This window comes from Grimontia sp. NTOU-MAR1 (assembly GCF_035758505.1).
Taxonomy (GTDB): domain Bacteria; phylum Pseudomonadota; class Gammaproteobacteria; order Enterobacterales; family Vibrionaceae; genus Enterovibrio; species Enterovibrio marinus.
This window is the reverse complement of the sequence record NZ_CP142108.1, coordinates 2556483-2579797: the sequence shown is the minus strand read 5'-3', so window position 1 is coordinate 2579797 and position 23315 is coordinate 2556483. Positions and strand designations below refer to the sequence as shown.

The window sequence follows — 23315 nt, the reverse complement described above, 5'->3', positions numbered from 1 at the left end:
GTGACGTTTCACCCACTGATAGAATCCTTTACTAACTCTGAGTGAAAACGCCATAAACTCAGGCCTGTTTACCATTAAGTGATATGCTAATAAGAAAACAACGCCGGATCCCACATGCCAATTGAACACCCTTTTTTATTTTCCCGCGAGGATGCGCTAACCGAGACCATGGAAAAGGTGATTGCCCCGTTTTGGGCGAACCGTCAGCACGGTGAATTCGTCGGCCATGATGGCCTGCGTTTGAACTGGTGTGCCTTTACCAAGCCCGAGCACACCCGCGCGATTGTGGTAGTCAATGGCCGTATTGAAGGTGTGGCGAAGTATCAGGAAATTTTCTTCGACCTCTTCAACCAAGGGTTTGATGTTTACAGCTATGACCATCGCGGTCAGGGTTACAGCCAGCGTCTGGTGACAGGTTCAGATATAGGCCATGTGGTGGAGTTCGACCATTACGTTGACGACCTCGATACCTTTATCAATGAAGTTGTCACCACCAAAACCCATAGCCAGCGCATGATCCTCGCCCATTCTATGGGTGGCGCTATTTCTGTGCTTTTTGCTGCGCGTAAACCCAATGCCATTGATGCGATTGCGCTCAGCGCACCCATGCTCGGCATAAACTTGTCGCGCCCTCTGCAAATTGCGGCCAAGCCGCTTTGTAAAGTTCTGTCTAAACTCCAGCACCCTGCCGGTTTCGCGCCGGGACAAGTGCCATACTGGGCAAAGCCCTTCAAACACAACCTGCTGACGCAATCTGAAGCGCGCTATCAATGGTTCCGCGAACTGTATGAAAGTGATGAGACACTTAAAGTGGGCGGCCCGAGCGCGCAGTGGATTTGGCAAAGCATGGATGCCTGTGAGCGCACCGTGAAAACTGCCACCGCCATTGATATGCCGATCCTGCTGATGCAAGCTGCCCGCGACGAGATTGTCTGCAATGGCGTGATATTCCAGTTTCACCGTGAACGTCAGGCGGCAGGTTTACCTATCCAGTTCGAAATTCTTGCTGACTCCCGCCATGAGCTGCTGTTCGAGCGTGATGTTATCCGTGATAAATCGCTGACCCTGACGTTGGATTTCTTTAACGCCCTCAGCGAAGAAACATCTCTCGATCAAACGGCGTGATCCTCTCCGGCCAATTTCCCTGAAAGCGGAAAAACTGGCCGGTATTTTGATCCCTTTTATTTCCCCTTTTTCCGGATACACTGGAGACGTGCTTAAAAACATCTTCTCTCCTATTGAGGTATCCATGTACAAAATCGTTGCATCTGATCTCGACGGTACTCTACTTACTCCTGAACACACCATCGCGCCTTTTACCCGCGACGTGCTTCAGCGCCTTCATACAAAAGGGGAGCACTTTGTGTTCGCCACTGGCCGTCACCACATCGATGTGGCACATATCCGCAAAAGCGTTGGTATTCCAGCTTGCATGATCACCTCTAACGGTGCCCGCGTGCATGACGAAAACGATCAACTGATCTTCAGCCGTAACGTCGACCCTGCGCTGGTTGCTCAACTGGTGGAAATGGTGAAAGACGACGAAACCGTGACGATTCATATCTACCGCGAAAATGACTGGTTACTGAACCGCGTTGACGAAGACTTGGCGAAATACCACAAAGATTCAGGCTTCAGCTTCAAAGCGTTCGATGTGGAAAACCCACCGGTTGATGACGTGGCGAAAATCTTCTTCATCCGTCATGACCACGAATACCTGATGGGTTACGAGCAAAAGTTCATCGAAACCTTCGGCGATAAAGTCAGTGTGGCTTTCTCAACCCCTTTCTGTCTGGAAGTAATGGCATCTGGTGTTTCTAAAGGTGAAGCACTGAAAGCGGTAGCAGAAATCAAAGGCTTAAGCCTAAACGAGTGCATCGCGTTTGGTGATGGCATGAATGATGTGGAAATGCTGAGTGCTGCGAAGAAAGGCCTCATCATGGAAACGGCACACCCACGTGTGAAAGCGACCTTGCCAGACAATGAAGTGATTGGCAGCAACGCCGAAGAAGCGGTTGCCCGTTACCTGGAAACTCATCTACTGGGCTAACAACGCCGCTAAGTAGATAGCCAAACGGCAGCGCTCCCCCTCGCTGCCGTTTTCTTATTTAACGCTTAAACCCGCCTTCCGACATTGCGATAATTTCATCCCACTGCGCGTCTGTCACCGGCATGATGCTGAGACGGCTTCCCTTTTTCACCAGTGGCAATTCTTCCAGTGCAGGATTCGCTTTGATGCGCGCCAAAGAGACATATTTCAGGTGCTGGCGGTATTCCACATCCACCATGATCCAACGGGGATTGTCCGGCGAGCTTTTGGGATCAAAATACGCGCTTTCCGGGTCGAACTGGAAATGATCGGGGTAAGCTTCTTTCACTACTTCCGCGATACCCACCACACCCACATCCTTGCAAGACGAGTGGTAGATAAACACTTTATCGCCAAGCTTCATCCCATCACGCATCATGTTTCGTGCCTGATAATTTCGCACACCTTCCCAGCAAGAGACCTTTTGTTGTTTTAAGGTGTCTATAGAAAAGGTATCGGGCTCGGTTTTCATCAGCCAATACGCCATAATTTCCCCGTTTCAGCTTTTGGTTTTTCCAAAGTTGTACCCCGTTGGGCTTTGAATGAGAAGAGGAATCTCCGTTGATTATCCAAAAACGCCGCCTTTCCCACGTGCTGGGTCTGCTCTCCGCTGCCGCCTTGCTTTCTGCCTGCAGCCAAACACCATCAGGCCCGGTCGAACTCGGTAACTCTGACGATTTAAACCCGCAGCAGGAGATTGCCAAAGTGGCAGGGATTCAACCCCAGCGCTTTATGCTGCGTGGTGAAGTCACCCTCGGGCATGAAGTCCGCGCCATCACCCCATGTGGCAGCAACACTCAATACTGGCTGCAACTGCCGGACTTGCTCAACAAAGAGGGACAATCTCTGACTATGGAGCCTTACCAAAGTGTGTATGGCGAAGTGATTGGCGAATTCGTAAAACCCGCGATGGATGGCTTTGCGGCAGATTACCCGGCGACGTTCAAGGTGACTCAACTAAACCTGATGTCGGCAGAAATCGATGGCTGCAACCAAGCGCGAAACCGCACCGTGGCATCCGGCAATGAGCCGTTCTGGTCAGTGTATTTAAATGGCAATACACTTAGCTACCAACAACTCGGCTATGAGGCGGAGACATTCACCCTGACCGCGCGCGATATCTCTTCAGGAGCCCGAATCTATCAGGCCAATGGCGCAACCCTCACGCTTCACCCAGCGCTTTGCAATGACACAATGAGCGATAGCATTTACGGCTGGGGCTCAACCTTCGCCAAAGGCAACAAAACCCTGTCTGGCTGCGCCACGCTCTCGGCAGACGATCCGACGCTCGGTTGGGTCGGTGATTATCAGGGCACGACCAAGCTCGGCGGCCAGTCACTCACTACCACCTTGGTGCTCAATCCCGACCACACGGCCACAACCCGCTATGAGCAGGCAGGCGAAGATGCCGTTATAGAAACGGGTATCTGGCAACAGGTCAGTGATAACACGGTTCAGGTGATGATGACCCGCCATCAGGGACAATATCTGGTCAGTGAGCGCCTTTTCACCCGCAGCGGCTTTACCCTGAAAGCCGAAAAAGAAATCATCAACGGCCGCGAATACAGCCCGGGACCAGATGGCCTCGGGCTCTCTTTGATGGTCGGCAACCAGCAGCCTGTCATTTCCGGTGGTGTGGAAGGCTCTGCCACCTTCAACGAAAAAGTTGATGCGGCTTTTAAGGCTTATCTTGGCGAAGAAGGTGTCGAGCAGGCGGTGGGCACCCGCTACCGCTGGCTGACACAGGATCTCAACGGTGACTTGCAGGATGAGCTGATGATATTCACCGACTGGTGTGGCACAGGCGGCTGCACCCTTTTGGTGTTTAACAATGACAGCAATATCTGGCGCTTCAACAGCCGCATCACGCTAGTTCACCTACCGTTTCAAATGAGCCAATCCACCAGCAACGGCTGGCACGATCTCATCATGCCAGTTGGCGGAGGCGGTGCAAAAGCCTCTTCCCGCGTGCTGGAATTTAATGGCAAACGCTATCCGGGTAACCCTTCAGTAGCGCCGGAAGTGCTGTTGCCTGACAGCGCCGACCCTTACCTTTTCGCTGACGGCATTTATCCTCAGCAAGAAGGTGTAGAGCTGAAATAAATGGAAAAGGTATCCCGAATGGCAGACAAGCCAACGCCCTGCCCATCTTGCGGTTTTCACTACAACTGCCTGTGTGAAGCCGTCCCAAAGCTTGATAGCCAAGTGCGTATCGAGCTATTAATGCACGAAACAGAAACCGGGCGCGCCACCAATACCGGTCAGCTGCTGGAAAATGCGCTGCCGCATTGCAGACGCCACGTCTGGCAACGCAAAGCACCGCCATTGGAATTACTCACGCTGCTTGCCGACCCGGCTGCGCTGCCGTATCTGGTATTTCCCGGTGAAGGGGCTGTTGTGCTCGAAAAAGCAGTCAGCCGGCCGACGTCCAAACCGGAAGCCAAGCCGATTCACTTCATTATTATCGATGCGACCTGGCAGCAGGCGCGGAAGATGCTGCGCCAAAGCCCATGGCTTGAAGATGTGCCTATGATGACACTGCCTGAAGGGCTCAGCACCCGCTATGCCCTGCGCCGCAATCAGCCGGAAGGTTCCCTTTGTACCTGCGAAGTCGGCATGATGCTGATGGACGCCATGGGAGAAACCGAAAATGCTTCGGCAGTTGGTGAATACTTTGATAAATTTATGCAATTCTTTGAAGCAGATAGAACACGAAACATACTGCAAGTGCCTATTTAAAGCTTGGCAATGTGAATGAGCGCCTGCTGATCGGTTGGCGAACATTCATCAAATACTTTATGGGTACACTTTTCACATACCTCGGGATTCAATTTTTTAAAGCTAGAGGCAATGGCCTGGTTGGGGTATTCAAACATACTATCCACCATCTTTACGTCCAATTCGATTTCATTAGCCAATGTAGAACGGGTCTTTCCTTTTAACGAGCACAGAGCCACTTCAATCCCCCTCGCGCTGAAATCATCGCAAAGCCGCTGTATCGCTAACGCGCCCTCTCGGTCAATAAAGCTGATCCCCTTACACACAACAATAATATGAGACGTCTGCGGCGCCCCCTGAATGGCGTCTTCCAATGTTTTGCGGATGTGATTGACTGAGCCAAAAAATATCGCCCCATCAATACGGCAAATCAACAACTGGGGACACTGAGCCAAGCCATAACTTCTGTAATTCAGCAACTTCCTCCGGCGGTGTCCCGGAGAGGGTGCCAGTATGACCACCCTTGGCTGACAGAATCTACGCAGGCTAAACAGCAGTGACACGGCAATACCGACATAGATTGCATACTCAAGCTTCAACAGCAAGGTCGAGATAAAAGTGGCCGAAAATACCGCTTTTTCCTCCCAACTTCCCGCGACGGCGTGTTGAATTTGCTTGAACTCCAGCAGGTTCCAGGCAATCAAAAGGATGGAGCCTGCCATTGCGGCTAAAGGCAGAAAAATAGTTACCGATGAGAAGAAGATCAATACCAGAATTAACAGCAAACCGGAAAATATCATTGCCAGTGGCGATGTCGCACCGGCGTCAAAATTCGCTCCGGAACGCGTAAATGATCCTGAACCGGGGTAACAAGAAAAGAAACTACCGACCACATTGGATAAGCCTTGACCTACCAGCTCCTGCTCGCCATCTATTGCTTGGCCGGACCGCAACGCAATGGCCCGACTGATCGCCAGCGCCTCAAGAAACCCGAGAAGCGCAATAGAGATCACACTGGGGAATATTTCCTCAAGCAAAGACAAAGAAAATAGTGGCGTTGATAACGGTGGTAACCCCGCTGGAATTTCGCCCACCATCGGGATCTCCAGTTTCGCCCACCACGCGATGAAACTGGCCAATAAAAGGGCTATCAACAGATGAGGCAAACGCGGAAAAAAACGCTTTATCCCAAGTGCCGATAGCAGTGTAAACACACCAATCAAAGCAGAAGGCCAGTCCACCGCATCTTTCAACAAAGCTAACCATGAACCGTCAGCAAGATCGTCGCCTGGGACACCCAATAGATACTTGACCTGACTTGCCGCGATAAGAACGGCAGCGCCCGCCGTAAATGCAACGATCACCGTATGGGAAACAAAATTAACGATAAAGCCGAACTTTAAACTGGCCATCGTAAGTTGAACAATGCCGACCCAAAAGCTGAGCGTAATTACAAGAGCCACATAGTGCTCTGTTCCAACCTCAGCTTGCGGGCTGACAGCACTCATCACAACAATGGAAAGTGCCGCTGTTGGCCCTGATACCATATGAAAGGACGAGCCAAAAAGCCCGGCGACAATCGGAATAGCGATGGCCGAATACAAGCCGTACTCTGGCGGTAGTCCTGCTATTAAGGCATAAGCGACGCCTTGTGGCAGGACAAGCACAGTACCGGTTAGCGCGGCCACAACATCTGCCCGAACACTCGACCTTGTCAGGGTTGAGCCCCAACGTAAAAAAGGAAACCAGTTAGTTAACGACAATGGATCACCTCATTGTGGTGCTGTGCAACGATCGTGAAACACAACAAACGGTGCGCACTTATCAAGGAAACTCCGTGGTTAATGTGGAGCATGCACGAGTCACCCTTCATGATAAATCATTGGAGAAAAGTGCTGACGTCAACCCTAAGCTTACACCGTTCAGAATCGTCATGGCGTGATCAAAATCGTCATACTTCTGGCGCGTGATCACCGGCAAAACACTTCACTCCCCGAAATCGCCATAGTCTCGTCAACCTCCAATACCACCGGTTAAACAAAATACCCTTGCTGTTGCTGCTCCGCCGTTAACGCCGGCCCCTACGCAACCACGGTTACTGCGAAGCGGATTTTAGGCACCTAGGCTCGTCACGCAAGCCGTGATAACAAGACTTGCACAGAGTCTGGTCAGACCTTAATGTTAAGGAAGTTATTTGATATTGAGGATGCTCTGATGACTGTGGTTTCGATGACAACTGGTATCCCTGCTGAGCAGCAGATCAGCGAACTGGAATCGCAATTTGCCAAACTGGTCACCAAGACTACCCAAGATCCCTACCCTGCCTATGCCGAGCGCATCCGGGATCTGAAGCATCTTCAAAAGGCATTAAAAAAGCATGCTGACACCATCGTCGATGCCCTGTCTCAGGATTACGGGCATCGCAGTCGTACCGATTCTCTGATGGCAGACATCCTACCTTGCTTCCAGATGCTGCATTACACCAAGCGCAAACTGAAACGTTGGATGAAACCGTCGCGCCGTTCTACCGGATTACTGCTAACCCCTGCCAAAGTCGAAGTGCATTATCAGCCACTTGGCGTGGTCGGCATTATCGTTCCTTGGAACTTTCCCATCACCCTGAGCCTTATTCCTCTGATGACTGCAATTGCGGCAGGAAACCGCGTGATGCTCAAAATGAGTGAATTCACGCCGCTGACCGCACAGGCAGTCAAAGCGCTTCTGGCCGAAGTGTTTGATGAAGACAAAGTCTGTGTCGTCAAAGGCGATGTCTCAGTCGCTGAAGCTTTTACCCGACTGCCGTTTGATCACCTGATGTTCACAGGCTCTACAGAAGTCGGCAAGAAAGTGATGAGAGCGGCTTCGGAAAACCTAACGCCCGTAACGCTGGAGCTTGGCGGCAAATCACCCGTGATTGTTGGGCCAGATATTGATCCGTTTCTCGCAGCCGAGCGTCTGCTGTTTGGTAAAAACCTCAATGCAGGGCAGATCTGCGTGGCACCGGATCACGTGTTTGTACCGCAAGATAATCTGGAAGAGTTTGTCGAAGCGCTAAGAGTGAAATGGAACGAAGCCTATCCAAAAGGCATTCAAAGTGATGATCGCACCGCTATCGTCACTAACCGCCAGTTCTCACGTCTAACAGATTTGATGGAAGATGCCGATGAGCGGGGCATTACCACTATCCCATTGGCCGACCCTGCTATGTTACCAGAATCACGTAAAATGGCGCTTCATCTGGTAATCAACCCGTCACAGGATAGCGCCATCATGCAGCAAGAGATATTCGGTCCACTACTGCCAATCATCACCTACAAGAATGTGCATGATGTGCTTAATACACTTCGCCATCAGCCTCGCCCATTAGCCCTGTACCTGATGACTTTCGATTCGGACTTCATCCAACACACCATCCGTTACACCCATTCAGGCTCCATCGCAGTGAATGACACCATCATGCAAGTTGCTGTGGATGACACCCCATTTGGTGGTGTTGGTGCATCTGGTATGGGGCATTATCATGGTATCGAAGGCTTCCGTACCTTCAGCCACGCAAAAACCGTATTCCAGCGTGGCAAACTTAATCCCGGCAAACTGCTGGCACCACCCTATGGTAAATGGTGGCAAAAGATAATGTTGAAGCTATTTTTGCGTTAGATAAACACAACGAAGGCGCCATTGGCGCCTTTAGTTATTTTACGCTGTGTCCGACAGCTTCGGTCCATATCTGGTACCATTGCTCCCTGCTGAGAGAGACCTTACTGGCCTCTACCAAAGGGCGAATATTATCTATTTTTCCAGAGCCGGTAATGATTCTTGGCTGGCTAGGTATCGACAATACCCAAGCATAGATAAGCTCAGCCAGCGAGGAGACACCAACGTCTTCCATCACCTCTGTCAGCCCTTCGGATAACCGCTTAGTGACCTCATTCTTTGGCTCAAATAATCTGCCTCCCCCTAAGCAAGACCAGATCATTGGGCGGATACGCTTTTGGGAGCATTGATCAAAAAGGCCGCTATCCAGCGCTTCTGTGTGAAAAGGAGAAAACTCAAACTGATTGGTGCATAACGTAACATCCAGTGCATCTTGCAATAGAGAGAACTGAGACACGCTAAAGTTGGACACACCGAATTGACGGACTTTCCCCTGCTGCTTGAGTGTATTGAATGCATGATTCACTTCCTCTACATCCATTAGGTAGTCTGGACGGTGCAAAAGCAAGGTGTCGACATAATCCGTTTTAAGCGCTTTCAACGAATGATCGACCGACGACAGAATAGTTTCTTTGGAAGAGTCGTAATGGCTGACGCTGCGGGCATCAAGAGCACCGTTGCCTAAACCTCGAATGCCGCACTTGGTAATGATGTTAACCCGGCTTCGTAATGACGGTGAGAGCGCTAACGCTTCACCAAAGCTTTCTTCACTGCGATAAACATAAGCATGATCAAAATCAGTCACACCAATATCAATGAGCTCGCAGATAAAACGGTTCAACGCTTGGTCGGAAAGCCCCCAAACACTCGTGCGCCAAAAGCCAGCAATTATCGATTTATCACCATTCTCTGCCCGCATCATTGTGATCCTTTTCGCCTTTAAAGTAGCGAGGATAAAGGCTTTCAGCAAAGGAAGAATAGTTACCCAATTGCAGGTGCGATACACCACCCAAATTTAACCAGCGCGTCTAAAATCGCCGGCTCCATGTCTTCATGGTTTGGCTCAGAGGTATAAAAAGCGCCGTCGGCGCCTTTTCATCAAACGTGCTGTCCAGCTACCCAGCCTGAGCTCCAGGCCCATTGGAAGTTGTATCCACCGAGCCAACCGGAAACGTCCATCACTTCACCAACAAAATACAGGCCAGGCACCTTCTTGGTTTCCATGGTTTTCGATGAAAGCTCGTCCGTATCCACGCCGCCCAGCGTCACTTCTGCTGTGCGGTAGCCTTCGGTACCATTTGGTGCGATGTGCCACTGATGCAGATAATCGCCAAGTGCAGTAATGTCTCTCGGATTTAGCTGTTTAAGTGGCTTATCATGAATGTCGCCACGCTCAATCATGGCTTCCACCAGACGCTTTGGCAGTAATCGCGCCAAGCTGTTTTTCAGACTCTGTGATGGATGCTTGTCGCGCATGGCTTTGATGGTTTCCACCACGTCTAAATCTGGCAGCAGGTTGACATTGACCTTCTCCCCCGGCGTCCAATAAGAACTGACCTGAAGGACCACAGGGCCAGACAAACCGCGGTGGGTAAACAGAAGGTTTTCTTTAAACAGCACGCCGCTTTCGGTGGTAATGGTCACCGGAATCGCGATACCGGACAAATCAGCAAACGCCGTTTTGTCTTTATCATGCAGGGTAAACGGCACCAGACCGGCAGTGGTCGGTATGCGTGCCAGCCCAAACTGCTCAGCAATTTGGTAGCCAAGTGGCGTTGCACCGAGCTTCGGCATGGAAAGACCACCGGTTGCCACCACTAGTGACTGACAGCTTACGGTATCCGTATCCAGCTTCAGGATGAAGCTGTCTTCGGTCTTTTCGATATAATGCACATCGCAGCGGTAACGATGTTCAACGGTCGGTAGGTCGCACTCTTTCAGCAGCATTTCAACGATGTCTTTGGCAGAGTCGATACAGAACAACTGGCCGTGCTCGCGCTCTTCCCACGCAATTCCGTATTCGTTAACCATGGAGAAAAAGTCCCACTGGCTGTATTGTGCCAGTGCAGATTTCGGAAAGTGCTTGTTGCGGCAGACGAAGTTAGCAGCTGAGACATCATAGTTGGTGAAGTTGCAACGGCCACCGCCGGAGATCAGGATTTTACGACCCGGTTTTTTGCCGTTATCGACCACCAGCACGTTGCGACCACGCTTACCTGCCTGCGCGGCACACATCAGGCCCGCTGCGCCTGCGCCAATGATCACTACATCATACTGCTTCATCTTTATTGCCCATTACACGAAATCGGGCGGCATTGTAGCCGCCCGAGCACCTTGGAGCCAGTCTAGTTTTTGTCCGGTGCTGGCGCCAATTCAGGATCAAGCGGGATCTGCGCTTCCATACCATCATCACGGTCAAACGCGATAGTACGGGTAGGGAAGGCAAAGTCAGCCCCATGTGCATGAACAATCTCGACAATTTTCAGCATTACGTCCTGTTTCACTTCGTGGTAGCGCGCCCAGTTGATGGTTTTGGTGAAGGTGTAGATGAAAAACTCCAGCGAAGAACCCGCAAAGGCATTGAAATTCACCATCAGTGTCGCGTTCTGTTCGATGTCCGGATGGGTCTCCAGCATCTTTTTCACATCAGCGACGATTGCCCCCATCTTGTCGGCATCTTTGTAACGGATGCCGATGGTTTCGTTGATGCGGCGGTTACGCATTCTTGATGGGTTTTGTACGACGATGCTACTGAACACCGAATTCGGCACGTATATAGGGCGGCTTTCAAAAGTACGGATCATGGTCATGCGCATGCCAATACGCTCAACCGTGCCTTCGATGTTTCTGTCCGGAGAGTTAATCCAGTCGCCGACATTAAAAGGACGGTCAAAGTAAATCATCAGGCCACCGAAGAAGTTTGACAGCAAATCTTTCGCTGCCAGACCAACAATCAGACCACCGACACCACCAAAGGTGAGAAGACCAGTCAGGCTGATGCCAAACTCCTGCAGCAGCGTCAGTACACCAATAAAGGCGAGCAACAGGCGCATTACATGGCCGATCGCGGATACTGTGGTCTGGTCGCGTTTATCCGACTGGGATAAATAGGCTTCAATGGCATTCACCAAACGCAGCATCACCCAGAGCATCAACACGATCACCAGCACCCGTCGAGATATGGTCAGCCAATCTGTACCGACATTGGTACTGGCATCCATCAAGCTGCCAACCGCAAAGGTTGTTGGCCATAACCAGATAAATACGCTCACTGGCGTACTAATGACCTTCAGGACAATTTCGTCCAACTGGGTGCGGGTTTTCTTTGAGACTTCCATCAGCTTGCTGAGCACCAGTCGCCAAACCAACCAGGCGATTGCTGCTGCGCCCAACATCAAGCCGATATGCTCCAGCCAGTTAAAATCCAATCCTTTGGCACTTTGCTGCCACCACGCAAGAAATCTGTCCAAACCCTGCTCCGACGTTTTTTGTATCTACTAAGTCAGAAGGTTAACAAAAAAAACGCCGACATCTGCCAACGTTTTATAAGAATTGAGTTTGTGATGGTTTTCGCGATTCAAAGTCCTGCAAATGCCACAAAAAAGAGGGACATAACCAGTGAGAGCACCAGCGCCGTAGAAAGAATGAATAGGTGACGGACTTTATTACATTTGGCAATAAACGCATCATCATGGTGATGCATGTATTCCTGACTGCGAATGTAGTGGTACAGGCGTTTTTGGCGGCTGATATCGCCTTGTGGCGAAAAGAAGTTATTTCCCCGCGCTACCTGTTGATACAACAACGGATTGGCGTCTCGCATCATCACCAGCAGCGTTCGCAGCGAGCTTAGATAGCGCAGGATGTTAACCAGTGTGACGAAAAAAATCGCAATAATTAAGGCGTCTCCGCTCATGGTTCATCTCCCAGTGTTTCTGATGGCTAGAACCCGTTTCGGGGTTATCCATCACAGAGGCAGTTTATTAAGCACCGCGTCTGTCGGTAAAACTCAATGAAGAACAGGGTCTTTCCGTCTTCCCCTAATACAATTTTCGTTTAATCACTCACTATGCATTGTTGATATTAATTTAATTGCACAATGACATCGCAAAACGTTAGATCAGACTAGAATTGTTTGATACGTATGCTTGACGCCAGATGGCTTAAAATCTCAGTAATGAGTTGTTGCCTGCGCATCATTCATCAAGGTTCATGGCTTACGCTTTGCTATCACGCGTCACCCTGACGCTTTTTTTTTCGGACCCGCGTTTACTTTAAGTATAGATTTGATGCCGAAAACGCCAACCCAAACTGCATATTCTTTGCGCTGGGGCAGCGCTCCCCAAACAGCGATTGTTTTCTTTTTTATCAGTCTGATAGCTATTCTGTCTTTTAGGCGAGTGTTTTTAGTCGTGGAAAAAACCGTATTGGTAGCAGCCTCTTAAAAAGCACATCGGCAGTGAGATCCAGGCAACAGTCTTCGCACAGAGACAGTGGTAGTTTTCATCTGTAATCATTGACTTAATGGGAGTCAGGCTATGGGCTATAAACACATTTTGGTGGCGGTGGATCTGTCCTCTGACAGTGAGGTGTTAGTGCAAAAAGGGGCGGCATTGGCAGCACCTTTGGGGGCAAAACTCTCACTCATTCATATTGATGTGAACTATGCGCAGCTCTATACCGGCCTTATTGATGTGAATCTGGTGGAGACCCGCAACCGTATTATCGATGAAGCACAATCTCAACTGAATGCGCTCGCGCGGTATGCAGAGTATCCTGTGGCGCATACGCTGGTTGCTAGTGGTGATCTTGCGGAAGAGATCACTGAATCCATCAGCCACTATGAAATTGATTTGGTGCTGTGTGGCCACCATCAGGATTTCTGGAGCACACTCATCTCATCAGCCAAACAGCTTATTAACAAAACACCGGTAGACATGTTGATGGTGCCGCTGCCAAGTTGATCACAGCGCTCATCCGTCCAGCTTAACATCGCTACACATTGCCGCCAAGTTCATTAGAATTGGCGGCAATTTTAATGATTTTAAGGAAAGGAAATGGGGTATCTATCGTTTGTCACCCTACTGTGGGCATTTTCATTCAGTTTGATTGGCGTGTATCTCGCCGGGCAGGTCGACGCCTGGTTCTCGGTTGTCACCCGTGTGGCTCTGGCTGCATTGGTTTTCCTACCGTTCCTCCGCCTGAAAGGCATACCTAAACCACTGATGTTAAAACTGATGGCTATCGGCGGCATTCAACTTGGCTTGATGTACTGCTTCTACTACCAATCTTTCCTCTTCCTTTCTGTACCTGAAGTCTTGCTGTTCACGGTTTTCACACCTGTTTATGTCACTCTCACCTACGATTTGCTGAATCGTCGTTTTTCGCCTTGGTATTTGATTACAGCGGCATTGGCGGTGTTAGGTGCGGTGGTGATCAAGTTTTCCTCGGTGAACCCGAACTTTATGCTGGGTTTCCTAATTGTTCAGGGTGCAAATCTCTGTTTTGCAATTGGTCAGGTCGGCTACAAGGTGGTAATGGAGCGTACCAAGATTGAGGTGCCTCAGCGTACTGTGTTTGGTCTTTTCTACCTTGGCGCCCTGTGTGTTGCCCTGCCCGCATTCCTGCTACTTGGCAGCACCGACAAACTGCCCACCACCAACCTGCAGTGGGGTATTCTGATTTACCTTGGCACTATCGCTTCCGGTTTAGGCTATTTCCTGTGGAACAAGGGGGCGACCATTGTGAATGCAGGCGCGCTGGCCGTGATGAACAATGTGTTGGTGCCGGCAGGTATCATTGTGAATGTGCTGATTTGGAACCGCGATGCTGACCTGATGACATTAGCGTTTGGCGGCGTGGTGATTCTGGCGTCACTTTGGCTCAATGAAACCTGGGTGAAAAAGAAAATCGAAGCGGCCGCCTAATTCTTCCAAGCCTATAAACAAAAAATACCGCCATCTGGCGGTGTTTTGCTATTTGGTTATCTTCTGTTTCAGCGCTTACAGGAAGGCGTAAGCATCCGCGAACAGGTGGTCTCGCTCTGCGCCACGTTCGTTACAGAACATCTCGCGGGCAGCGCCTGCCATTTCAAATCGGCCAGCAATGTAAACATCGTACGCAGACAGTGATACGAAATCTTCCATCACGGCTTCAAGCACGTTGCCCACTTTGCCATTCCAGGCTTCCGGCGCCTTTTCAACCACCGGGATGTAGTTCAGGAGGCCGTTCTTCAGTGCCAGTGCTTCCATTTCGTCATTGGCGTACAGCTGGCTCGCGTCGCGGCCACCCCAGTACAGGAAGATTGGCTGCGCAAAGTTCTGGCTCAGGCAATGGTCAACCATACTGCGTACGTAAGAAAAGCCCGTACCGCCCGCAATCAAGACCAACGGGCGCTGGCGTTCTTCTCGCAGCCAGGCATCACCGTGTGGCGCTTCAATCACAAAAGAGTTGTCGCCTTTTTCCAATGTCGCCTTAGCCGCTTTCACCACATCCATCGCGTAGGCATTTTCTTCTGCCGCACCGATGTGCAGTTCCAGTTCATGGCCGTTCTGGCGACATGGGCTGCTTGCAATCGAGAACGGACGCTTGTCTTTCTCGCCCATCACCGCCAACAGGTATTGACCTGCTTTGTAGCTCACTGGCTGTTCAGGCTTCAATAAAATTCGATAAGTGTTATTGGTCAGTGACGACACTGACGTAACTTCACATTTAATAGTCATCGCTTTCCTCAAAACTAACCACCAGATCACTGCATGGAATGGCCTGACAGGCAAAGATCCAGCCTTGTTGTTTTTCCTGTTCAGTCAGCATTGGTTCGAGATGATATCTCACCTCGCCTTCAACCAGCCGACACAGGCAGCTTGCACAAGCCCCAATCTGGCAACGGTTAGGAAAAGGTACCCCTGCGTCGAGCGCGCCTTGTAATAATGTCTGGTGTCCGGATACGGAAAATTGCGTTCCGGCAGGCATCAGGTGTACCGCATACATGTTCTAGAGACCCAGTTTATCCCACATTTCATCAACATTCGCGACAGTTAGCGGGTCTTTGCTGATTGGCGTTCCCCACTCACGAACCGATTCACCCGGCCATTTGTTGGTCGCATCTAATCCCATTTTAGACCCCGGACGCAGAGCCTGTGACTCATCATCCTGCGCGTTTGCGCGCAACAGGGTATCACGAGCCGGATCCATCCGGGTGGTTATTGCCCAAATTACATCGTTCCAGTCGCGGATGTTGACGTCTTCCTCATCAAACACCATCACAAACTTCACATCCGCCACTTCCCCAAGCGAATTCCAAATCGCTTCAATGATTCGTGGGCCATCACCAACCGCCTGTTTCTTGATGGTCGCCATCACCATGCCGTTTGCATGGGCTTCCGGCGGCAGGTAGACATCTGTCAGTGCACTGTGTGCTGCTTTAAGAGCCGCAACGCGGGATTCAATCTCTTCGCTGTCCGCAACACGTGCGTCGTCATTAGCATAACCTGAAAGCTCAGCTTCCCACTTCTTGGTGACATCCAGACCCATTTTCGAGCCCAAGCCAACAACAGGAGATGCGAAGTCCAAGGAATCAATCGGGGTATGCTCAATCATCAGGGTATCGCGCACCGGATCCATGCGGGTCGTCATCGCATGAGCCACACTGTTCCAGTCGCGCGCGTCCACGTCTTCATCACAAACAATCACATACTTGGTGTACATAAACTGACGAAGGAATGACCACACGCCCATCATCACGCGCTTGGCATGACCTGGATACTGCTTCTTCATGGTCACCACTGCAGCGCGGTAGGAGCAGCCTTCCGGTGGTAGATAGAAATCGACAATCTCCGGGAACTGCTTTTGCAAGATAGGCACAAACACTTCGTTGAGTGCCACACCCAAAACGGCAGGTTCATCTGGCGGACGCCCGGTGTATGTGCTGTGGTAAATCGGCTTCTGGCGCATGGTCACGTGAGTCACAGTAAACACGTGATGGCGTTCAACCTCGTTGTAGTAACCGGTATGGTCGCCGTAAGGGCCTTCATCCGCAAACTCATTCGGGTCGATGTAGCCTTCCATGACGATTTCCGCGCTCGCGGGTACATCCAAATCGTTACTCAGGCTTTTCACCACTTCGGTTTTACTGCCACGCAATAGGCCAGCAAACGCGTATTCAGACAGGGTATCCGGCACCGGGGTCACCGCGCCGAGAATGGTCGCTGGGTCCGTACCGTAAGCGACTGAAATCGGAAATGGCTTATCTGGATGGGTTTCCATCCACTCACGCAGGTCAAGCGCCCCACCACGGTGTGCGAGCCAACGCATAATGACTTTGTTCTTACCGATTTTCTGTTGGCGGTAAATTCCAAGATTCTGACGCTTTTTGTTGGGACCGCGTGTGATGGTTAACCCCCAGGTCAGCAATGGTGCGACATCGCCCGGCCAGCAGCTCATCACTGGCACCTTATCGAGGTCGACCTCATCGCCCTGCCACACCACTTCCTGACACGGTGCTTTGCGAAGACGTTTCGCAGGCATGTTCAGCACCTGACGAAATACAGGCAGCTTTTCAATCGCGTCTTTGAAGCCCTTTGGCGGCTCGGGTTCTTTCAAGTAGGCCAGCAATTTGCCGACTTCACGAAGCTCTCTGACCTCACTGCGTCCCATACCCATCGCCACGCGCTTCGGCGTGCCGAACAAGTTGGCCAGTACGGGCATGTCATATCCGATGGGGTTTTCAAACAAGAGCGCAGGGCCACCATCGCGCAAAACGCGGTCAGCAATCTCTGTCATCTCCTGATCCGGACTGACAGGGTGAGAGATACGTTTAAGCTCGCCCACTGATTCTAGATGGTCGATAAAAACGCGTAAGTCAGTATATTTCATAACCTTCCCGGCTGAGGTGTATTGGTTCGATTATAACGAGCCGATGAAACCTGAACAGGCGGATATGTAAGAATCCTTAAGGTAATTAGCCTTCTACCTGTTCGAGTCCATTGCGGATATTTCTGCGGATCACTCCCGAAGACTGAGCTTCCAACTCACGCAGCCACTCTTTGTGACCTTTCTGCGCAATGATTGCTGCAATATCTTTTCCACGCTGGCGATCAGCAATCTGTTTTTGCAGGAAGTCTTTGACGTTTTGAGGCAAAGGATTCAATCCGGCCAACTGACGTATGGCAGTTTCCGCCAGTACGGGATTAGCAGTGGCGGCGATCATCAGTTGGATATGTTTAGCAGTGATAGGGGGTATTTCCAGCTTCTGTAGCGCCGCTAAGCTATAGCTATCAGTACGGCGTAGCCAGAGTAGATCGTACAGTTTGACATCATCCGTATTCTCAGCGAGCGCTGCCAAAAGCCCGTTATCAGGGCTCCATACCATGTTTTTATCATCAAGATACAAAGCCACCAGCTTATCTAGCATGGTTTTGTTTAGCGTTGGCACAAGGGTCACTATCGCTTCACGGCGCAGTGCATAATCGTTGGAAGAGAAAGAGAGCCACTTGGAAAGGTTCAACTGATTGTAGTTCAGCAGGCGTATCGCTTCATCCTGCATCAGCTTGATTTGCCAGCGGTTGAGCACCCACTTGGCTTCACCAGCGTAGTTGAACGCTGGCATGGTGACCCAAAAGCCATCACCTTGACTTTTTACTAGGTATTTAGGTTGCTGCCTGCTGATGGTCACTAGGAACTTTTCACGCTCTGGCGTCATGGTTGAAAAATCGAGCGCCCTGCGAGCCAGAACGGTCAAGGCTTCTTCTTTTTGCAGTTCAGGCAGGGAGTCCAGGTACGTTTTAAGCGCATCGATATCGTTTTCATCGAACAATTTCGTGGCACGCAGGATTTTGGAGACGGAGGCAGGATCGGCCATGTGTGCTGCCACGTCGTTGGGAGAAAGCGTCACAGCACTTGACACCCCAAGCAACAGGGTTGGCAACATAACAGCGAATAAAATCAGTACTCGTTTCATCCCGGAAATCCTGCGTCAGCTGATCCATTTTCGCTGACTGGTTGGCGATTTTGCCTCAATTCTGATGATCTGTTTCAGTTTTAGCAACCAATAAGATTATAAATAGAGCAAAGAGTCTTCGTGAGCAGAATAAAAAAGCACCGCATTAGCGGTGCTTTTTTGGAAAGCCTGGCGCGTCTTATGATTTTTGACGACGCATCGCTTCAAAGAACTCGTCGTTGGTTTTGGTCATCGCCAACTTATCGATCAGGAACTCCATGCCTTCGATTTCGCCCATTGGGTGAACAATCTTACGCAGGATCCACATCTTCTGAAGCTCGTCAGGCTTGGTCAGCAACTCTTCACGACGGGTACCTGAACGAGTGAAGTCAATCGCTGGGAAGACACGCTTTTCAGCAATCTTACGGGACAGGTGCAATTCCATGTTACCTGTACCTTTAAATTCTTCGTAGATAACTTCATCCATCTTCGAACCAGTATCAACCAGTGCGGTGGCAATGATAGTTAGGCTGCCGCCCTCTTCTACATTACGTGCCGCACCGAAGAAGCGCTTCGGACGGTGCAATGCGTTGGCATCCACACCACCGGTCAGTACTTTGCCTGAGCTTGGTACTACGGTGTTGTATGCACGCGCCAGACGAGTGATGGAGTCGAGCAGGATAACCACGTCTTTCTTGTGTTCAACCAGACGCTTCGCCTTCTCGATCACCATTTCAGCAACCTGAACGTGACGGCTTGCTGGCTCGTCGAAGGTTGAGGCAACCACTTCACCTTTAACCAAACGCTGCATCTCGGTCACTTCTTCCGGACGTTCATCGATCAGAAGTACCATCAGCTCACATTCTGGGTGATTGTAAGCAATACTCTGCGCAATGTTTTGCAGCAGCATGGTTTTACCCGCTTTTGGCGGCGCCACAATCAGACCACGCTGACCTTTACCGATTGGCGATGCCAAATCCAGCACACGCGCTGTAATGTCTTCGGTAGAACCGTTACCACGCTCCATCACCATACGCTCGTTGGCATGCAGTGGAGTCAGGTTTTCAAACAGGATCTTGTTACGGGCATTGTCGGGCTTGTCGTGGTTAACTTCGTTCACTTTCAACAGGGCGAAGTAACGCTCACCGTCTTTCGGTGGGCGGATTTTGCCTGAAATGGTGTCACCGGTACGCAGATTGAAACGGCGAATCTGGCTTGGAGACACATAAATGTCATCCGGACCAGCCAGATAAGAACTGTCTGCACTGCGCAGGAAGCCGAAACCGTCCTGAAGAATTTCCAGCACACCGTTACCAAAAATATCTTCGCCGCTTTTCGCGTGCTGCTTAAGGATGGCAAAGATGATGTCTTGTTTACGGAGGCGGGCGAGGTTCTCAAGGCCCATGCTTTCGCCTAAGGCTACAAGCTCGGAAACGGCCTGATTCTTCAGTTCGGTAAGATTCATAGTGGTAGGTGTCTTGTCAGTCAAATTTGAAGTCTGAGTTAGTTAGGGTTTAGCGATCAAGGGTGTGATCGAGGAATGAACAGAAATGTACGATTTACGTGCAATAAGTTAGCACCAGATTGGAAAGCTGTCTAGGTGACGGAAAGAATTAAGCCGTGTCCGGGGATGGTCACGGCTTCTGTGTCACATTACAGGTTTGCGTCCAAGAACTCTTTCAGCTGAGTTTTAGACAGAGCGCCAACCTTGGTTGCTGCTACGCCACCGTCTTTGAACAGCAGCAAAGTAGGAATACCACGGATACCGAACTTAGGTGGTGTACCTGCGTTCTGGTCGATATTCAGTTTACCAATAGTGACCTTCCCTTCGTATTCGTCAGCGATCTCGTCAAGAATCGGGGCGATCATCTTACAAGGACCACACCACTCTGCCCAGAAATCAACCAGTACAGGGCCTGCAGCATTGATAACATCTGCGTCGAAGCTGTCGTCGGTCAGCTGCAAAATCTTGTCGCTCATCTTTCACTCCAATGATTATTTTTTGTCACTGGTGATATACCAACCAGTAAATCATCGCACTATTTGAATGTATTCACTATCGTATTGCAAGCCTAAGCTGATATTCTATGCGGATGAAAATGACGCATCTCACAGAGCAGAAATTTGCCGACTTCGGTCTTCACGCCGATGTTATCAAGGGTTTGGAAGAAAAAGGGTTTCATAATTGCACCCCTATCCAGGCTCTGGCATTGCCGGTCCTGCTCACCGGCCAAGACATTGCAGGACAGGCCCAGACGGGCACAGGTAAGACGATGGCATTCCTGACTGCGACTTTCCACCATTTGCTGACAACGGAGGCACCTGCCGACCGCAAGAAAAACTGTCCGCGCGCTATCATCATGGCACCAACGCGCGAACTTGCGATCCAGATCTATAACGATGCTGCTCCGCTGCTGGCTTCAACCTCTCTGACTGCGGGTCTTGCCTACGGTGGCGAAGCGTATGAGAAGCAAAAAGAAGTGCTTGAAGAAGGTGTCGATATCTTAATCGGCACCTGTGGCCGTATTATCGACTTCTACAAACAGCGCGTGATTGACCTGCGTGGTATTCAAGCCGTCGTGCTTGATGAAGCCGACCGTATGTTCGATCTGGGCTTTATCAAAGACATCCGCTTCCTGTTCCGCCGTATGCCGGCACCGGCAGACCGTCTGAACATGCTGTTCTCAGCGACCCTTTCCTACCGCGTGCAGGAACTAGCGTTTGAGCACATGACCAACCCTGAGCACGTGGTCGTTGAACCTGAGCAAAAGACTGGTCACCGTATTAAGGAAGAACTGTTCTACCCGTCGAACACCGACAAGATGCGCCTGCTGCAAACCTTGATTGAGGAAGAGTGGCCAGAACGTGCAATCGTGTTTGCAAACACTAAGCATCGCTGTGAAGACATCTGGGGTCATCTGGCAGCCGACGACCTGCGTGCAGGCCTGCTGACTGGCGATGTTCCTCAGAAGAAACGCGTTAAGATTCTGGAAGAGTTCACAAAAGGCAATGTAGACATTCTGGTTGCAACCGATGTTGCTGCCCGTGGTCTGCACATTCCTCAGGTAACCCACGTATTCAACTACGACCTACCAGATGACTGTGAAGATTACGTTCACCGTATCGGCCGTACCGGTCGTGCTGGTGCAAGTGGTGCGTCTATCAGCTTCGCGTGTGAAGAATATGCCGTGAACCTGCCAGCGATCGAAGAATACATCGACCATGCCATTCCGGTATCTGAATATAACGAAGATGCCCTGTTAACTGATCTGCCTGCACCTATCAAGGTACATCGCCCACGCCAGGTAAACAGCCGCCGTAACACCTCCGGCAAATCTGGCTCGCAATCACGTGGCCGCGGCCGTCGTCGCCCGTCGACCAACAAAGCGTAAATTTATCAGGGGTAACCACAGAGCATGGAAAACGCGCGTTCGCCCCTGTACGCTGCCATTGACCTCGGTTCAAACAGCTTCCACATGCTGGTTGTTCGTGAAGTTCAGGGCAGCGTGCAAACGTTGGCAAAAATCAAACGTAAAGTACGCCTGGCCTCCGGCCTCGACAGCAATTTGAATCTCAGTGACGAAGCCATGCAGCGCGGCTGGGACTGCCTTTCATTGTTCGCTGAGCGCCTTCAGGATATTCCTTCAGACAATATCCGCATCGTCGCTACCGCCGCCCTCCGCAGCGCCAAAAACGCCGATGTGTTTATCAAGCATGCCAACCAAATTCTTGGCCACTCCATCAGTGTGATCACCGGTGAAGAAGAAGCCTGCACCATCTATCAGGGCGTGGCACACACCTCAGGCGGTAAAGGCAAACGTCTGGTGGTAGATATCGGTGGCGCCAGTACCGAAGTGATTATCGGTGAAGGCTTTGATGCTGCGGCGTTGACCAGCCTGGATATGGGCTGCGTAACATGGCTGGAGAAGCACTTCAAAGATCGCTCACTCACCGAAAAGAGTTTCAATCTCGCGATTGAAGACGCGAAAGCCGTGCTCTCCTCTATCGTCAAACGCTATCGCGAACTCGGTTGGGATGTCTGTGTAGGTGCCAGCGGCACAGTACAGGCCTTGCAGGAGATCATGGTTGCGCAAGGTATGGATGAAACCATCACCTTGGCGAAGCTCCACCGCCTTCGCAAGCAGGCGATCGGCTTTGGGCAAGTAGAAGAGCTCGATATCGACGGCCTGACGTTAGAACGTGCTTTAGTGTTCCCAAGCGGCCTCTCTATCCTGATTGCGATATTTGAGGATTTAGATATCGAGTCAATGACGCTGGCTGGTGGCGCGCTGCGGGAAGGCTTGGTGTATGGCATGATGGATACAATGTCCGAGCAGGACATCCGAAAGCGTACCATTCAGAGCATACAGTCTCGCTACCAGTTGGACGATACCCACGCAGACAACGTCGCGAAAACAGCCCAAAGCCTGCTGCAACAATGCGGTGAAGGCTGGATTGCAGAACCTGTCGCCCCCCTGATGCTTGATGCTGCTGCGAAGCTACATGAAATCGGTATGAGCATAGGCTTTAAAAAGGACGGTGAGCATGCCGCTTACCTGCTCGATAGCCTCGACCTGCCCGGCTTTACCCGCGCGCAGAAAAAACTGCTGGCAGAAGTGCTGCGGCACTATCGCGAGCAACTGGTTCCAGTGGCACCGCAAAGTGCGATTTCCCCCAACAGCGCCAACCGCCTGCTGCGTTTATTGCGCCTGTCCGTGATCCTCTGCCATCGTCGTGACAGCAAAGCGATCCCTGCTTTCACGCTAAAAACCGACGGCGATACGCTTGAGCTGACGCTGCCTGATAACTGGCTGAACACAAATGTGCTGATGGCGACTGAGTTGACGCTTGAAGCAGAGCGCCAGAGCGATAATCACTGGCCACTGACTATCGCGTAAGTAAGCTGAAGGCACAAAA

21 protein-coding genes are annotated in these 23315 nt (G+C 50.9%); 9 read left to right on the top strand and 12 right to left on the bottom strand.

Annotated features, from left to right (window positions below; genetic code table 11):
* Positions 1-114 precede the first annotated feature (114 nt).
* Both VP504_RS11845 and VP504_RS11840 read left to right on the top strand, forming a co-directional pair.
* Positions 115-1125, top strand: coding sequence for an alpha/beta fold hydrolase (locus tag VP504_RS11845; RefSeq protein ID WP_325891337.1), 1011 nt, complete (start codon positions 115-117; stop codon positions 1123-1125).
* 124 nt (positions 1126-1249) lie between these two features.
* A complete protein-coding gene (locus VP504_RS11840) occupies positions 1250-2050 on the top strand; it encodes a Cof-type HAD-IIB family hydrolase (protein ID WP_325891336.1) in 801 nt (266 codons plus the stop codon).
* Positions 2051-2108: 58 nt separating this feature from the next.
* Here VP504_RS11840 and VP504_RS11835 read toward each other — a convergent pair whose 3' ends face one another.
* Positions 2109-2576 carry an EVE domain-containing protein gene (locus VP504_RS11835; RefSeq protein ID WP_062709848.1) on the bottom strand — a complete coding sequence of 156 codons (468 nt, stop codon included), beginning with the start codon at positions 2574-2576 and terminating at the stop codon, positions 2109-2111.
* A 74-nt stretch (positions 2577-2650) separates the two neighbouring features.
* Here VP504_RS11835 and VP504_RS11830 point away from each other — a divergent pair, with 74 nt between their 5' ends.
* Together VP504_RS11830 and VP504_RS11825 are read left to right on the top strand one after the other, a co-directional pair.
* Positions 2651-4192, top strand: a complete 1542-nt coding sequence (locus VP504_RS11830; RefSeq protein WP_325891334.1) for a COG3650 family protein — start codon at positions 2651-2653, stop codon at positions 4190-4192.
* The gene (locus VP504_RS11825) at positions 4193-4828 is read left to right on the top strand and encodes a tRNA-uridine aminocarboxypropyltransferase (RefSeq protein ID WP_325891333.1); all 636 of its coding nucleotides are present in this window, start codon (positions 4193-4195) and stop codon (positions 4826-4828) included.
* On the opposite strand, the gene VP504_RS11820 is transcribed toward VP504_RS11825, so the two are convergent.
* Positions 4825-6474: a SulP family inorganic anion transporter gene (locus VP504_RS11820; RefSeq protein WP_325891332.1), complete on the bottom strand. Its 1650-nt coding sequence runs from the start codon at positions 6472-6474 to the stop codon at positions 4825-4827. The two genes, VP504_RS11825 and VP504_RS11820, sit on opposite strands and share 4 nt — an antisense overlap.
* Before the next feature lie 547 nt (positions 6475-7021).
* Here VP504_RS11820 and VP504_RS11815 point away from each other — a divergent pair.
* Complete coding sequence (locus tag VP504_RS11815; RefSeq protein WP_325891331.1) at positions 7022-8464, top strand: coniferyl aldehyde dehydrogenase; 1443 nt, start codon at positions 7022-7024, stop codon at positions 8462-8464.
* A 34-nt stretch (positions 8465-8498) separates the two neighbouring features.
* Here the strand turns inward: VP504_RS11815 and VP504_RS11810 are convergent, their stop codons facing one another.
* The 4 genes from VP504_RS11810 to uspB form a co-directional block, all read right to left on the bottom strand.
* Positions 8499-9383, bottom strand: coding sequence for an aldo/keto reductase (locus tag VP504_RS11810; protein WP_325891330.1), 885 nt, complete (start codon positions 9381-9383; stop codon positions 8499-8501).
* Positions 9384-9559: 176 nt separating this feature from the next.
* Positions 9560-10744, bottom strand: coding sequence for an NAD(P)/FAD-dependent oxidoreductase (locus VP504_RS11805; protein WP_325891329.1), 1185 nt, complete (start codon positions 10742-10744; stop codon positions 9560-9562).
* Positions 10745-10806: 62 nt separating this feature from the next.
* Complete coding sequence (locus VP504_RS11800) at positions 10807-11931, bottom strand: mechanosensitive ion channel family protein (protein WP_325891328.1); 1125 nt, start codon at positions 11929-11931, stop codon at positions 10807-10809.
* Positions 11932-12038: 107 nt separating this feature from the next.
* Positions 12039-12377 carry a universal stress protein UspB gene (gene uspB, locus VP504_RS11795; RefSeq protein ID WP_062712922.1) on the bottom strand — a complete coding sequence of 113 codons (339 nt, stop codon included), beginning with the start codon at positions 12375-12377 and terminating at the stop codon, positions 12039-12041.
* A 622-nt stretch (positions 12378-12999) separates the two neighbouring features.
* Between uspB and VP504_RS11790 the strand changes: the two genes are divergently transcribed.
* Both VP504_RS11790 and VP504_RS11785 read left to right on the top strand, forming a co-directional pair.
* A complete protein-coding gene (locus VP504_RS11790; RefSeq protein ID WP_062712919.1) occupies positions 13000-13425 on the top strand; it encodes a universal stress protein in 426 nt (141 codons plus the stop codon).
* Between the two features lie 93 nt (positions 13426-13518).
* Positions 13519-14388, top strand: coding sequence for a carboxylate/amino acid/amine transporter (locus VP504_RS11785; RefSeq protein ID WP_325891327.1), 870 nt, complete (start codon positions 13519-13521; stop codon positions 14386-14388).
* 75 nt (positions 14389-14463) lie between these two features.
* Here VP504_RS11785 and fre read toward each other — a convergent pair whose 3' ends face one another.
* From fre to trxA, 6 genes are all read right to left on the bottom strand, one after another.
* Positions 14464-15183 carry an NAD(P)H-flavin reductase gene (gene fre / locus VP504_RS11780; RefSeq protein ID WP_062712914.1) on the bottom strand — a complete coding sequence of 240 codons (720 nt, stop codon included), beginning with the start codon at positions 15181-15183 and terminating at the stop codon, positions 14464-14466.
* Entirely contained in the window at positions 15173-15451 is a 279-nt protein-coding gene (locus VP504_RS11775; RefSeq protein ID WP_039849450.1) for a 2Fe-2S iron-sulfur cluster-binding protein, read from the bottom strand. The genes fre and VP504_RS11775 overlap by 11 nt, the downstream gene beginning before the upstream one ends.
* Before the next feature lie 3 nt (positions 15452-15454).
* Complete coding sequence (gene ubiD / locus VP504_RS11770; RefSeq protein WP_325891326.1) at positions 15455-17335, bottom strand: 4-hydroxy-3-polyprenylbenzoate decarboxylase; 1881 nt, start codon at positions 17333-17335, stop codon at positions 15455-15457.
* Positions 17336-17420: 85 nt separating this feature from the next.
* On the bottom strand, positions 17421-18419 hold the full coding sequence (locus VP504_RS11765) for a hypothetical protein (RefSeq protein WP_325891325.1): 999 nt from the start codon (positions 18417-18419) through the stop codon (positions 17421-17423).
* A 178-nt stretch (positions 18420-18597) separates the two neighbouring features.
* A complete protein-coding gene (gene rho / locus VP504_RS11760) occupies positions 18598-19863 on the bottom strand; it encodes a transcription termination factor Rho (protein WP_002535468.1) in 1266 nt (421 codons plus the stop codon).
* 188 nt (positions 19864-20051) lie between these two features.
* On the bottom strand, positions 20052-20378 hold the full coding sequence (gene trxA, locus VP504_RS11755) for a thioredoxin TrxA (protein WP_325891324.1): 327 nt from the start codon (positions 20376-20378) through the stop codon (positions 20052-20054).
* Between the two features lie 113 nt (positions 20379-20491).
* Here trxA and rhlB point away from each other — a divergent pair, with 113 nt between their 5' ends.
* Entirely contained in the window at positions 20492-21790 is a 1299-nt protein-coding gene (gene rhlB, locus VP504_RS11750) for an ATP-dependent RNA helicase RhlB (RefSeq protein WP_325894039.1), read from the top strand.
* A 24-nt stretch (positions 21791-21814) separates the two neighbouring features.
* Complete coding sequence (gene gppA / locus VP504_RS11745; RefSeq protein ID WP_325891323.1) at positions 21815-23296, top strand: guanosine-5'-triphosphate,3'-diphosphate diphosphatase; 1482 nt, start codon at positions 21815-21817, stop codon at positions 23294-23296.
* Positions 23297-23315 lie beyond the last annotated feature (19 nt).

Coding starts and splice junctions, on each gene's coding strand:
- VP504_RS11815 (WP_325891331.1), top strand. CDS start 7,022: ATGACTGTGGTTTCGATGACAACTGGTATCCCTGCTGAGCAGCAGATC.
- VP504_RS11790 (WP_062712919.1), top strand. CDS start 13,000: ATGGGCTATAAACACATTTTGGTGGCGGTGGATCTGTCCTCTGACAGT.
- trxA (WP_325891324.1), bottom strand. CDS start 20,378: ATGAGCGACAAGATTTTGCAGCTGACCGACGACAGCTTCGACGCAGAT.
- VP504_RS11825 (WP_325891333.1), top strand. CDS start 4,193: ATGGAAAAGGTATCCCGAATGGCAGACAAGCCAACGCCCTGCCCATCT.
- fre (WP_062712914.1), bottom strand. CDS start 15,183: ATGACTATTAAATGTGAAGTTACGTCAGTGTCGTCACTGACCAATAAC.
- VP504_RS11840 (WP_325891336.1), top strand. CDS start 1,250: ATGTACAAAATCGTTGCATCTGATCTCGACGGTACTCTACTTACTCCT.
- ubiD (WP_325891326.1), bottom strand. CDS start 17,335: ATGAAATATACTGACTTACGCGTTTTTATCGACCATCTAGAATCAGTG.
- VP504_RS11845 (WP_325891337.1), top strand. CDS start 115: ATGCCAATTGAACACCCTTTTTTATTTTCCCGCGAGGATGCGCTAACC.
- VP504_RS11765 (WP_325891325.1), bottom strand. CDS start 18,419: ATGAAACGAGTACTGATTTTATTCGCTGTTATGTTGCCAACCCTGTTG.
- VP504_RS11805 (WP_325891329.1), bottom strand. CDS start 10,744: ATGAAGCAGTATGATGTAGTGATCATTGGCGCAGGCGCAGCGGGCCTG.
- VP504_RS11775 (WP_039849450.1), bottom strand. CDS start 15,451: ATGTATGCGGTACACCTGATGCCTGCCGGAACGCAATTTTCCGTATCC.
- VP504_RS11810 (WP_325891330.1), bottom strand. CDS start 9,383: ATGATGCGGGCAGAGAATGGTGATAAATCGATAATTGCTGGCTTTTGG.
- gppA (WP_325891323.1), top strand. CDS start 21,815: ATGGAAAACGCGCGTTCGCCCCTGTACGCTGCCATTGACCTCGGTTCA.
- VP504_RS11785 (WP_325891327.1), top strand. CDS start 13,519: ATGGGGTATCTATCGTTTGTCACCCTACTGTGGGCATTTTCATTCAGT.
- rhlB (WP_325894039.1), top strand. CDS start 20,492: ATGAAAATGACGCATCTCACAGAGCAGAAATTTGCCGACTTCGGTCTT.
- VP504_RS11835 (WP_062709848.1), bottom strand. CDS start 2,576: ATGGCGTATTGGCTGATGAAAACCGAGCCCGATACCTTTTCTATAGAC.
- rho (WP_002535468.1), bottom strand. CDS start 19,863: ATGAATCTTACCGAACTGAAGAATCAGGCCGTTTCCGAGCTTGTAGCC.
- uspB (WP_062712922.1), bottom strand. CDS start 12,377: ATGAGCGGAGACGCCTTAATTATTGCGATTTTTTTCGTCACACTGGTT.